At 49.4% G+C, this 13,141-nt stretch carries 8 protein-coding genes; 3 read left to right on the top strand and 5 right to left on the bottom strand.

Features of this window, described 5'->3' with window-relative positions:
- Positions 1-564 precede the first annotated feature (564 nt).
- The 4 genes from ACKFKH_RS32765 to ACKFKH_RS32750 all read right to left on the bottom strand — a co-directional run bounded on the left by ACKFKH_RS32765 (position 565) and on the right by ACKFKH_RS32750 (position 7,359).
- Complete coding sequence (locus ACKFKH_RS32765) at positions 565-933, bottom strand: hypothetical protein (RefSeq protein ID WP_446862586.1); 369 nt, start codon at positions 931-933, stop codon at positions 565-567.
- A 360-nt stretch (positions 934-1,293) separates the two neighbouring features.
- Positions 1,294-4,803: a WD40 domain-containing protein gene (locus ACKFKH_RS32760; protein ID WP_446862585.1), complete on the bottom strand. Its 3,510-nt coding sequence runs from the start codon at positions 4,801-4,803 to the stop codon at positions 1,294-1,296.
- Positions 4,804-5,109: 306 nt separating this feature from the next.
- A complete protein-coding gene (locus tag ACKFKH_RS32755; protein WP_446862584.1) occupies positions 5,110-6,627 on the bottom strand; it encodes a toll/interleukin-1 receptor domain-containing protein in 1,518 nt (505 codons plus the stop codon).
- Positions 6,628-6,882: 255 nt separating this feature from the next.
- Positions 6,883-7,359 (bottom strand): N-acetyltransferase family protein, encoded by a 477-nt coding sequence (locus ACKFKH_RS32750; RefSeq protein WP_446862583.1) that lies wholly within the window; start codon positions 7,357-7,359, stop codon positions 6,883-6,885.
- A gap of 123 nt (positions 7,360-7,482) precedes the next feature.
- On the opposite strand from ACKFKH_RS32750, the gene ACKFKH_RS32745 reads away from it, so the two are divergent.
- A complete protein-coding gene (locus ACKFKH_RS32745) occupies positions 7,483-8,499 on the top strand; it encodes an alpha/beta fold hydrolase (protein ID WP_446862582.1) in 1,017 nt (338 codons plus the stop codon).
- Positions 8,500-8,664: 165 nt separating this feature from the next.
- On the opposite strand, the gene ACKFKH_RS32740 is transcribed toward ACKFKH_RS32745, so the two are convergent.
- Entirely contained in the window at positions 8,665-11,778 is a 3,114-nt protein-coding gene (locus tag ACKFKH_RS32740) for a DUF4912 domain-containing protein (RefSeq protein WP_446862581.1), read from the bottom strand.
- A gap of 405 nt (positions 11,779-12,183) precedes the next feature.
- Here ACKFKH_RS32740 and ACKFKH_RS32735 point away from each other — a divergent pair, with 405 nt between their 5' ends.
- Positions 12,184-12,573, top strand: coding sequence for a glutathione S-transferase family protein (locus ACKFKH_RS32735; protein WP_446862580.1), 390 nt, complete (start codon positions 12,184-12,186; stop codon positions 12,571-12,573).
- Positions 12,567-12,872: a glutathione S-transferase family protein gene (locus tag ACKFKH_RS32730; RefSeq protein ID WP_446862579.1), complete on the top strand. Its 306-nt coding sequence runs from the start codon at positions 12,567-12,569 to the stop codon at positions 12,870-12,872. The genes ACKFKH_RS32735 and ACKFKH_RS32730 overlap by 7 nt, the downstream gene beginning before the upstream one ends.
- The last annotated feature ends 269 nt before the right edge of the window (positions 12,873-13,141 follow it).

Genomic DNA, 13,141 nt, shown 5'->3' with positions numbered 1-13,141 from the left:
CCAACCCCCCAATCTGGGGGACTTCCGGACGGAATTTTTTGCTCAAAGTCCCTCACTCGTGGGGGATTTAGGGGGCTGCCCAGAGCGATCACCTGGCGAAAGATTTCATCGAATTTACGTTAAGAGAAGGCTTTTAGTTTAGCGTGAATTCGACAGAGATTTTTCGCTTCGTGATTCAGCACTTTCGCCCCCCAACCCCCCAATCTGGGGGACTTCCGGACGGAATTTTTTGCTCAAAGTCCCTCAATTTTGGGGGATTTAACGTCAGTTCGATGAGAGCGACTCGCTTCGTTTGCATCGACTTCAGCCCCCTAAATCCCCCAAAATTGAGGGACTTTGACCCAGAAAAGTCTCAGAGTTTAAAGAAATTATGCTGATTCAAAGTCCCCCAGAATGGGGGATTTAGGGGGCGAATCCCTCAATAACGAAGTGAAGAAACTCCATCGAATTCACGTGGATTTAGGGGGCTGCCCGGAGCGATCACCGCAGCGAAAGATTTCATCAAATTCACGTTAAGAGAAGGCTTTTAGTTTAGATTCAGGTTGTGTTGAAAGCGATCGCTCATTAAATTTGCGATCCACCATCTTCCAATTTTTGGCGCTGTCGAGTCAGAATGCTCATCACTTCGCCAAACGAGGGGGCAGGTAACAAGGGACTCCAATCGGTGGCATTCGCAAATCGTCGAACGTGTAGGTTTTGAATCGTCTCCGTCACACCGTCTGAGGAACCGATAATTAGCACCCGCAGGATTTCAAACTCATCAGAGTGAGGAATGGCGGTGTCAGGTAAAAGATCCTGTAACGGAACAAGAGATGAAACGCGAAACGGAATGAATCGGGGAATAGAATCGGGAAGAAATCGAAGTTGAATTGCTTCTAAAAATGCGTAGGCGAAATCGCACAGCCAAAAGCCAGCATTCAAAAGACGTGCCATCGTAATTACTCCAAATTTAGGTCTCCGAAGAAACCCAAAAAACTAGCCGCCCCGACGGTCATAACAAGTCAGAGCGGCCAAAGGAGTGATAAAATCCTCCATTAGCCCTCCGGACTGCTTGTACAGTCTCGTGGGTTAGCTGCCCTCTGTTGCTGGTAACAACGTTGGGCGGCGACAGACTAGATTTTTTGGGCGACCAGACGACTTTCCCGTAACGAAAAGATGTCCTTGATTTGAGAGAATATCTGGAATTTTGATTCTCGTCAAGTAGCTGTTTCAGCAATGTTCAAAAATTGTTTTTGCTGCGTTGTTGAGATCTGCTGCCCAAAAACGAAGCAAAAAAACTTCATCGAATTCACGCTAATAAAGCAAACTTTCGATCTCTTTGGGAGTGAAGGGATTTTTGCCCTTTTTGAGTGCGGCAATCCAGCGTTTGCGTTTGGGCTGATTTGAGGGGTTATTTGTCCAGGCGATGTAAGCCTCAAAGTCGGCGATCGCTCCCCCTCGATCGCCCATCATGGCTCTAGCAACTCCACGGCTGTTACGGTGATATCCCACTTCGGCGGGAGGTGAGAAGGCGACGGCTTTTTCGCAGGCATCCATGACTTGGGCGGCTTGTCCATGAAGACTGCCATACCAGCAGAGATTGTCCCAAGAATCGACGGAGATTTTGAGCGTGGGGGCGAGTAATTTGGCGCGGTTGAAGTTGGCGATCGCTTGTTTGACTTCTCCCTGTTGCACCAATTCTTCCGCTTTTGTAATCAGAGAAACGGCTACAACCTGTCTAGCTCTGAGTCTCGGATCGAAGTTCAAATCAGCACCCAGCTTTTGAGCGGTTTGGAATTTAGCGATCGCTTCCTCAACTTTGTCAGCTTTCGCCAAGTCTTCTCCTTCTGCAATCAAACGTTCTCCTTCGCCTCGATCGGCTAATCGTTGAGCCATTGTCTCGGCATTCAAATCGAGTTGAGGATTCCATTCTTTGGCTTGTTGAAACTGAGCGATCGCTGCTTTCACGTCTCCAGTTTTTGCAAGTTCTTCTCCCCGTCTCATTAATGTTGCAGAAGCTTGAGCTAGAAGTGTAGAATTTTGACACGTCGTGATGTCTTTTAGTGTTTCAGGATGATTGATCAGGTAATCTTTGAGCCAATCACAGCTACGAATGACCAGACGATTAAAATCTGATGTTTCAGTATTCCAAAAGCTAATTTTATTATCATTACTCACTGAGGCGAGAAGCTGACCATCTGGACTAAATGCAATGCTGCTAATGTCGGCGGTCTCATTTGCTTCGATCGTCTTCAGTTCCTGTCCTTCCAGATTCCAAAATTTGATCGTTTTATCTTTGCTGGCAGACACCAAAGTCTTACCATCTGGACTAAATTTCAAATCCTGAATTCTAGCCGTGTGTCCTTTCAGCGTTTTAAGTTCTTGTCCATTCAGATTCCAAAATTTGATAGTGGAATCGTTTCCACCCGACACCAACCACTGACCATCGGGGCTAAAGCGCACTGCACCAATCCAATCACTGTGCCCTTTCCAAGACTTGAGAACTTGACCCTTGAGATTCCATAGCTGAATGGTGCCCCGTTCATCTGCCGAGGCGATCGTTCTTCCATCGGGGCTAAATTGGGCGCTGTTGATAGAGGTGTTGCCTCTAAAGATCTGAAATTTCTGGTCTTTCAGACTCCACACCCGCAGCACGGACTCCCCCCAGCCCGAAGTGACCATACTTTGACCATCAGGACTGAGACTCAACTCCTGAATGCCTATCGCCGGCCCTCTAAAGGTTTTGAGGAGCCGACCCTCAACGCTCCAAAGCTTTAGTGTCGAGTCTGGATAGGTCGTGTAGCCATCGCTGCCAGTGAGCAGGGTTTTCCCATCTGGGCTGAACCGAAGTTGAGTCACAATCTTTTCGTGTGCAGCGAATGTTTTAATTTCTTGCCCTGAGCGTTTCAACAATTTCACCCGTCCGTTCTCTCCAGCGATCGCAATCACCTTTCCATCTGGGCTAAATTCAATCGCGTTAATTCCACCAATGTCTTTTTCTGACAGCGTGTTGAGTTTCTGATCTCGTAGATTCCAAACTCTGATCGTTCCTTCCCAACTAGCAGAAGTAATCGTTTTTCCATCTGAGCTAAATGTAACGCTCATCGCCTGACTGTTCATTTCATTGATTGTCTTGAGTTTTTGCCCATCTACTGTCCAAATCTCGATCGTGCGTCCATAAGTGGTGATTGCAATCCGTTTGCTGTCGGGACTAAACTGGACTCTTGCAATCCAATTGCTCTCTGTCGCCAAACTATTGTCTCGAAGAGATCGCAGCAGACGGCCTTCTCGACTCCAAAGCTTGACGGTTTTATCGATACTGGCCGTCGCGATCTTGCCATCAGGACTAAACCGAACGCTGATCACATCGGCTTTGTGCCCTTTCAAGGTCTGCACTAACCGCCCCCCCAAATCCCAAAGTTTCACCGTTTTGTCAACGGCTGCGGCGATTGTTTTCCCATCGGGACTGAAAGCAAGATCATTGGGGTAAACACTCCGCAGATTGAGCAGTTCTCGACCCTCTAAACTCCACAGCTTAATTGCACCCGTTGAAGTGCTAAAGGTAAACGTCTTCCCATCGGGGCTAAACCGAAAAGCTCCAGTACCTCTCATTTCAAAAGACTTCAATTCTTTGCCGTCGATGCTCCAAAGTTTGATCGGGCCATCTTTACTGGCGGTGAGCAGCGTTTTTCCATCGGGGCTAAAACTCAAACCCGTGATCTGGTCGGAATGTCCTTTAAGCGTCTGAAGTTTTTGACCATCAGTACTTTGTAGCTTCACGTCTCCTTGAGCATTGCCCATTGCCACCAGTTTTCCATCGGGGCTGAAATTGGCGATCGTCACCCCCGGTTTTCCCTCAAGGCGGTTTTGCTCTTGGGCCCCATAGATGGCTTGTTGTAGGGTCGATCTCACCTGAGTTTGAGTCTCAGAATCTGCCCAGGGTGAAGTTTTCACAAGACTAACTGCTTTTAAGGCCGTCACCAACGCATCCAAATCTTGATTGGAATGAAACAACGCATTCGAGGACGTGCTGAGTGCTTTAATCTCATTCACTCTGGCAATTTTGCGACTCGTTTCTGCGGTCCGGTATTGCCGAAATGCAAAGATTCCTAATCCTGTAGCAATCACCAAACCACTCATCACCGCAATCAACGCTGCATTCGTCGCCTGACGTAATTTTTTTTGTTTAGCAACTTCAGCTTTTTGTCGCTCAATTTCTGCTTCCTGTTCAGCAATTTCAGCTTTACGACTGGCGTTGATGTATTCGCGTTGCAGATCCGTCGATCGGGGTTCCTTCTCAGCGTTCTGCGTCAGCCATTGAATCGTTTCCTCTAGCTCACTGCCCTGTAGTAATAAATCTGGATTTTTATCTTTGTTTTTCCATTCAATTGCATGAGTCAACAGTCGAGTGTGTTGCCGAACGTGATCCAGATCCGTGTCGATGGCGTGAAGGAGCGATCGCAGCCCCGTTTCAAAATCATCTTGCGATCGCAAGAATAGCCAATTGTGCTTTCTCAGCGTCGGATAAACCCGCTCAATGTCAAAATCATCCCGCCAAACCACAGGCACCAATCGCTTGTGATGACGAACTGCATGAGCAATCTCTTTGCAACAGATTTGAGACGCGATCGAATCAGGACTGATCACAAACACAAACGTCTCAGCGGCTTCGATTCCAGCTTCAATTGCCTGCCACCAATCAGCCGTCAGAGGAATGTCTTGCCAATCGATCCAAACCTCACGATCTTGTTTGCTCAGTGCCGTATACAACGCCTGAACGAATGGTTTATCTTTACGAGAATAGGAGATGAAAACGTCAGCCATGCGCTTTTCTCCAATAGGCCAGTAGCATTTATTTCACCGTATCAGAAACGCTCTCCGGAATGCTGACTGATCACCACTCGAATTCAAAGTCCCCTAGAATTGGCAGATTGGGAGGCAGAAGGTCTAATCAACGCAGCGAAAAAACTCTATCAAATTGAGGCGTTGCTGAATCAGGGGATGAATTGCCCCAAAGCGGCGGGAAACCCAAGGTTCAAAGTCCCCCAAAATTGGGGGATTTAGGGGGCGAAAAGATGGACACTTCTCACAGATTCATCCCTCCAATCAGCAACGCCAATTGACAGCTTTCTAACACTGAGTTTTGCCGCTTTCCTCGATCGCCCCTTGAGAAAAAACTCGAACGATCGTATCGCCGCTCACCGTTCCTAAATACTCACCATTTTGGTTAAATGCCACCAATTTCACATCTTGTTCATGCTGAAGACAGGCAATTTGCTGACCCGTTTTGCTATCCCAAACACGCGCGATCAGATCATTACTCGCGGTCACAAGCTTCCGTGCATCTGGGCTAAACGCAACAGAACTGACAGCCCTTGACTGCGACAACCTGTACATTAGTGTGCCATCCAAAGACCAAACGCTGACCGTGCGATCGCGGCTTGCCGTTGCCAAATATTCACCGTTGGAACTGAAGGCGATCGCCGTTAACGTTTGAGAATGTGCCCGAAACTCTCTAATTGACTCAAACGCTTGAGGTGCGACTTTCCAAATCTCCAAACTGCCGTCAGCCCGCGCACAGGTCAAAAGCTGAGAGTCTGGACTAAATTTAATCTTCACCGTTTGGCGTTGTTTTTGGCTAAAAATCAAATTGCCGCTTGTCACATGCCAGACGAGTAACGTTGTATCGGCAGCGATCGCCGCTATATAGTTGCCATCAGGACTCAATTCGACAATTTGGGGGTCGAGTCCACTCAAGAGCGCAAGCGCATTGGCAGGCAGTGCATCCAGTCCCAGTTTTAAGGTCAAGACTCCCTGGGCAGCCTGCAAATTTTCTTGTCGCAGCAGCGCATTTTCTTGACTGGTTTCTCGATTGGCTTGAGAGGCAAGCTGACGAGCAAAGGCAATCTTATTTTGCTGATACGCAACTTGTCGTTGTTGAATGGCATACCCACGCTGCTGAAACGCATAGGCAGCCACAGACAACGCAAAGATTGAGAAAACCGCAACCCCAATCGTTTGATTTCTCTGTCGCCGAATTTCTAGCGTTTGTCGAGCATTTTCGACCTCCAAACTGGCCATCACATAAGCCCGTTGCAGACCAGTCGGGCGCGGCTCTTTGGCTTCAATGTCTGATAAACGTTGGACGATCGCTGCTAACTCACTGCCTCGTAAAAGTAAATCAGAATTGCGATTTTGCGTCTCCCATTCGATCGCTCTGACCAACATGCGAGTGTGTTGTTTGACGTATTCTAAATCGGTGTCGATCGCCGTCACCAACAACCGAAACGCTTGCTCAAAGTTATCTTCTGCTCTAAAAAATAACCAGTTGTGTTTCGCCAAAGCCGGATGAATCTGCTGGGTGTCAAACCCCTCACGATGAACGATCGGCACCAGTCGTTTATGACATTTGACGGCGTGATCAATCTCCTCTCGACAGACTTTTGAGGCGATCGAATCGGGACTGACCACAAACACAAACGTATCGGCCGTCTCAATTCCAGATTGGATTTCCTGCCACCAGTCAGCCGTCAGCGGAATGTCTTCCCAATCAACCCAGGTTTCGCGATTTTGCTGAACCAGCGCCGCATGAAGCGCTCTCACGAAGTCCTTATCTTTGCGCGAATATGAAATGAACACGTCAGCCATGCGAGTCTCCTATCGAAGAGAGAGGCTTCTAGTTACAGCAACTTTTCTAAATAAACGAGACACCTCTTCAAATAGTAATGGGGACTGTTGGCTTCTTGAGAAAATTTCTAGCAGTGAGCGATCGTCCTGACGACCCACTTCACCCGCCGCTAGCAACCTTTCGTTCTCAACCAACCAGCTCTATACAGTCGGTGTGCAAGCGGATTGTTAGCTGGGTGGCAGTAACGAATCTGCTTGAACAACTGTGAAACTCAATTACCTCTGTTTAGATAGCGCCTTGCGAAAAACAATTTTGTCTGCCCCTTCTGCATAAAACTCACGTATCCGCGCTTCCTCGTCATACCCGTTTTTTCGGTAAAATGCCCGCACATGCTCAAAATCCGGCGTACCCATCGTCTCGACTAATAAAACTCGCGCCCCCCGACCCGCCAAAGTCTCCTCTACAAAACGTAGCAACTTCCCGCCACGTCCTTGCTTTTGATGAGTTGGATGAACAGCAATCAATTGCAGGTTCCAGGTTCCACTGGTCATGCGTTCCGGTTCGCAATAAGCTAATCCCACGAGTCCATCATCATCGTCTGTAATCCAAAACGGATGAGCATCGCCCTTTTTCCCCAATGAATCAGTCAACATCTGACGCAACTCTTCTAATTCATCCGGCGAGAAAAGTCCGATTTCTTTGGCTAAACTAATTAGCTCACCTGCATCATCTGGCGTGATTGGTCGGATCATTGCAAACTCCCGGCGTGTAAAAGACCCAATACTACAACAGTATCTTAAACACCAACGAGTCAGTTTCAAACTACTGCCACCACCTTTAACCGAAGCCAGCTAACTTGATTTTCTCCAATCCCCATGTGCAAAGGCGAAAGAACAGCGTATCGTGGTTCAGGGGATCTTCCATTCGTTGAGCGCTTTGAGGACAGAAAAACGGTGACGGGCAACAATCCTACAGATGCAAGTGTGACTTCAGAAGGCGGAATCGGCGGCAGTGTCAAAGAGCATTACTGGAACTGGAAAGACAAGCCGATCGTGACCACTTACGAAGTCCTGGGAGAAGGAAAGCCGATCTTATTGTTACCGTCTCTGAGCAGCGTTTCGAGTCGATCGGAAATGCGCGGACTGGCCCAACGTCTGTCTCAAAAGTATCAGGTCGTTGCGCTCGATTGGGTAGGATTTGGCGACTCTTCACGGCTGGCGATCGCTCACACGCCTGCACTTTACGAATCTTTTTTACGCAATTTCATTCAGACCATCTTCTCTGAACCTGTCGTCGTCGTGGCTGCTGGACATTCGGCCGCCTACGTGATGGAGATCGCCGCAAAAGCCTATCATAGTTCGGCTCCTCCCTGGCGCTGGGTGGTGTTAGTGTCTCCAACCTGGCGCGGGCCGCTACCAACTGCAATGGGAGAACACCGCCGCTTTTATCGAATTTTGCAGCTTTTGATTAATTTGCCGATCGTCGGTCAACTTCTCTACTTTTTGAATACAACCCGTGGCTTCTTAAAGTTGATGTACGGTCGGCACGTTTTTGCAGAAAAGCAGAACATTACACCAGACTTAATTCGCCAAAAGTGGCAAACCACCAAACGCCGAAACGCCCGATTTGCCTCAGCAGCCTTTGTCACAGGTGCGTTAGATGCCGTCAAAAAAAGAGAAGCGTGGTTCAATTTATTTCAGCCGCTCCCGATTCCCGTTCTGATGGTGATTGGTGAAAAAATGCCTCACAAATCTCGCGCCGAAGTAGAAGTGTTGGCTCACTTTTCGGGCGTACAAGTTCATCGAATGCCCGGTTCTCTCGGTCTCCACGAAGAATACCCCGAAGAATTAGCCCAGGGAATTCTGCCATTTTTAGACAAGTACCTCTCCTAAACCAGCAAAGGACAGAAGGGGTACTTTTTCCGACTCCTGCCCTTTAGAAAGTTTGTATCCCTAAAACTTAAGCAACTTTAAGCCGAACTCTTATCTTAAAGTCCTCCAGAATTGGCAGTTTGGGGGGCAGAAGAACTAAACACCGAAGCGAAAAACCTCCGTCCACTAAAACCACTCATCCGTCGCCTCGTCCTTTGTGTTCGTATTCCGACGTGGCGTTTCGCGGGTGAAATTCATGTGAATCGATCGGGTCTGTTCATCATCCGCAGCGACGGCCAAAATCGGGTAGTCGATCACGCCATCCTGGAAGGACATCTGAAAGCGAAAAGTGCCATCGGGGTTGAGTTTCACAGGTTGCCCAGCGATCGTCACTTTGGCATCCGGCTCCGTCGCCCCATAAACAATCAGTTCAGCATCAGCCACTAACCAAAATTTGCGAGGACGAATCGGCGGCATTGATGCCCCAAATCCGGCTCCCGACATGCCAATTCCCGACATCCCGATTCCCGACATCCCGATTCCCGACATCCCCATCCCAGGCAGATTTAGCAATCCAACACCAGGAGCGATCCCCATTCCCACACCCGACGGGAAGATAAACGAGCTAATTGCCTGTTGAGGCACCTGTTGCATCGAGCCAAACAGCGAACCTGCAATCCGTTGAGCTTCGACCCCTTGAGCCATGCCAAAGATTTTCTCGTAAATAGGATTGGTTGGCATTGCCGCAGCACGAGTCCCCGGTGGCACCAACTCCAGAAACGTCTTGCCGCGCAGATCTTCTTCCCAGGTGATCGTCGAAAACTGATCTTCAAACCAGTCAGACGGGTAGATCGGCGGAATTCGCACCGGAAGCGATCGTGCCAACATCAACCAGCGACCGTCAGCCGTCAAATAGCCAATCTCAGCCAGATACTCTCGATCGCTCACCGGAATTGCAAGATACCAGTCTCGCGCCAACTCATCACAATCAAACTGCTGCAAGCTATGTGGCTTTTGATGAGTGAGGTCAACATCGGTCACGTCATAAAGCCGCAAAACGAGATTTTGACCGCCCTGCTGTCGGAGTTGCATTCGGTGTTCGATCGGCACATCCCAATAGGCGTAAGCCCACTGAGGGTCGCGAGGTAACAGGACAATTCGGCTCTCTCCATAGCCATCGGGCAAGTCAGGCAGTCCTTCATCAACGGTGGCCAACGTTTCACTGGTGAGATCAGTTTGTCCAACATCAAATTTGGCAGCTTCGACAGTCGCTTGAGAACGATCGGTTGGCAACGACCAGGCGGCCGCTCCTGCGGTAAGGGCGGCACCTCCGACGATCGCCGCCACTCCAGGCAACCCTGGCGCAACGCCCCCAACTCCTTCGGTCACTTCCAACGTCGAAGGCTCAACAAGGGCGACCTCTGCTTCCGAAAGGTCTAATACCGTTGCGTCTTCGTCCACTGTCACGATCGTTAACTCATCCACGGTTCCTTCAGAATCTGCGTCCACGATCGCTTCTAGCTCATCCAATTCTGTGATCGTGTCCAGGGTAACGAGGGGTTCCTCCTCTAGATTTGCCGTCTCCAGCGTTGACGCTTCTAAGCCTGGTGAGGCAGAAGACGGATTTTGACCAGAGCGAGTCACCCAGGCGGCTCCCGTTACCAGGGCGGCTCCTCCTGCGATCGCTCCGACATCTGTCAGAGACAGTCCGGGATCTGGAGAAGACGCAGTTGTCGCTGACGATTCACCGTCTAAAAGCTCTGGAGCAACCAACTCCCCTTCTACAGGCGTAACGTCTATCGAGCTATCAATGCTTGGATCAGCGATCGCGGCAGGTTCCCCCTCAATTTCAGAGGTTGTCAGATCAGTTGAAGCGCGATCGTCTCCCACCATCCCCAACGCACCTGCTCCCAGCGCTGCACCCCCTAAAAGTTCGGGAGAAATACTGCCAGTCGCTCCAGAAGCGGGCTGAACTTCTGCAATTGCGGCTCTATCTGAATTGATCACCGATCCCGCTCTAGAAGCAGGGTCAACCGTTTCGCTAGGGGGGATGGATTGACTAGGCAAAATGGGCGGGGTCACCTCTGAAGTCGGGGGAGCGATCGTCTCTGATTCTGAATCTCTCTTACCAAACAGCCACCACAGCAGCAGTCCAATCAACCCTAATGGCAACAGCCACCACAGCCACGGCGGAACTCCTCCCTCGTTGGTTGGACTAACTGCCCCTACGGTGCCTCCGGTTGAAGGAGCCTGCGCCACCTCTGGGGAAGCCGTTGGGCTAGGAGCGGCAACCGTCGGAGAAACGACCGGACTGGGAGAAGCCGTTGCGTTAGGAGACACGGCTGGGCTGACTACTGGACTAGCAGCGACATTGAGTGAACTGGCAACGCCTGCTGCGCCTAGACTTCCTGCGACGATCGCGCCTGGATCTGCTTTTGCAGACTGAATGGCTTGCTGTCCATCGGATGCGGTTGCGTAGCCCAAAAATGCGGCAACTGCTGGACTGGGCGTTCCTTTGTAAACGTAAGCCAAAGGCTGTGAGAAGGGATACCGGGGATCATCAGGCAGCGTGTTGTGCATCAAAAGCGGTCGGATTCCTGGAGTGTCAAGCGCTTGACTGGCGATCGCATACCCAATTCCATCGGTTCCCAGTTTAGGAATTACTGTTCCCGTACTGTCTTCCGCAACAGGCTGGGCCGTCGTGCCTGTTTTAAATTCAGCACTTTTGAAAACAGGATAGTTCCGAAAAGCCTGCCGAGTATCGCTAACTTCGGGACGATCAATCACCCGAATCGCACCCGGAGCGCCCCCAACTTCTGACCAATCTGTAATCTTGCCGCGAAAGATTTTAGCGTACTGATGAATCGTCAAACTCTTGTTAAACGGATTCTCTGTGCTGACGACGATCGCAATTTTTTCTCGCCCCACCGGAACGGACACTAACCCCTGCGCTTTCTCTTCTGCGGTCAGAGAGCGACCGATCCCCACCAAATCTACTTTTCCATCGATCAGGGCTTTGAGAGCAGCAGGGGTGCCTGCATATCCGACATCTACGGCTGTTCCAGAAAATTGAGTTTCAAAGCGCTGCTTGAGAGCCTGGTTGACTACGGCCATGCTGCTTGAGCCGTCAATTCTCACAGTCGTGCCTTTGGGAACTGTGGTTGGCAGCGAAAAGGTTGGAGAAGGACTCGCTGTCTGGGCTACAACAGGTGCGATCGTCGCTGCGATCGGAGGGGCAGTCGTGACCAGGGCAGCCAGTAGCGCCCACTTGAGAATTGAGGAATCTTTTTTTTGCAGCATTGGACTTAACGCAACTCACACAGGGTCAGGTTGAAACTTATTGTCACAAAAGACGAGCTAATTATATAGTCCTCGATTTTTCTCAAGGTTTAACCAGGCATCTTCTCAGATTAAAAATTTTGTTCTAAAAAGTGCGATCAACTCTGTAAGCACCCTACAAGAAGTCACCAAAAATTGAAACCAAAATCTCCAATGCGCTGGTTTGCTAACTTGAGAACACCGATCTTCCTTTTCTCTAGCGTTGCTGAATCAGGGCTGAATTAGGGGATGAATTGCCCCAAAGCGGAGGGAAACCCAAGGTTCAAAGTCCCCCAATTTTGGAAGATTTAGGAGGCAAAAAGATTAACACTTCTCACAGATTCATCCCTCCAATCAGCAACGCCTTTTCTCTTGCCAAAACCCTGAATGCTGACCTTTTATTACAATCCGCTGTCGCCCAATGTTCGTCGAGTCTGGCTGGCGCTACTCGAAAAAGACATTCCATTTGAGCCAGTGTCAGTGCAGCTAAACGGCGATCAATTGCAGCCAAAATTTCTTACTGTCAATCCGTTTCATCACATTCCAGCGATCGTTGACGATGGTTTCACAGTTATTGAGTCTCTGGCGATTCTCGATTACCTGGAAGCAAAGTATCCAACGCCTTCACTTTTACCCCAAGACGCACAAGAATTGGCGATCGTTCGCATGACCCAGATGGTTACCGTCAATGAGCTTTTCCCAGAAGTGATTACTTTGATTTGCGAAAGTGAAGCGTCTCCTTTGAGCAAGCAACTCAACAGGTTAATCAAGTGCTGAGTTTTTGGGGTATGCTGCTGGGCGATCGTCCCTACTTTGGCAGTCATCAACTCACGCTTGCAGATATTGTTGCAGGAACGATCGTTCCCTTGCTTCCTCGACTGGGGATTTCGCTGGCTGCTTGTCCTCAAATAAAGTCCTGGCACCAGCGAATCGTGAATCGAGAATCGTGGCAAAAAACTCAATTAGATGATGCACAATTCACACGGTTTAGACGGAGAGTCAACGTTTTAGTGAGACTGCGGCGGCGATCGCTACTCAGTTCTTCAAAAAAAGAACCCCTCCTCCCTATCAAATAAGCATCGCCTCTTCAAGAACCGTATTCCACATCAGGGCGTGTTAGAACGGGTTGCGATCGCCCTTCTATGGCCAGTCAAAACTAAAAATATAAGCATTACCTATCACAAACATCAGAGAAGTCATACTATACATTCCTTAACAATCCCGTTATTGTAATGACATACATTCCGTTCCACCAGGAACATTACCCCGTAATTATTCACCATGACAACGACACTACAGAGACGCGAAAGCGCCAACCTGTGGGAGCAGTTCTGCTCCTGGGTCA

Source organism: Phormidesmis sp. 146-20 (assembly GCF_052939475.1).
This window is presented reverse-complemented; position numbering and strand designations above follow the sequence as displayed.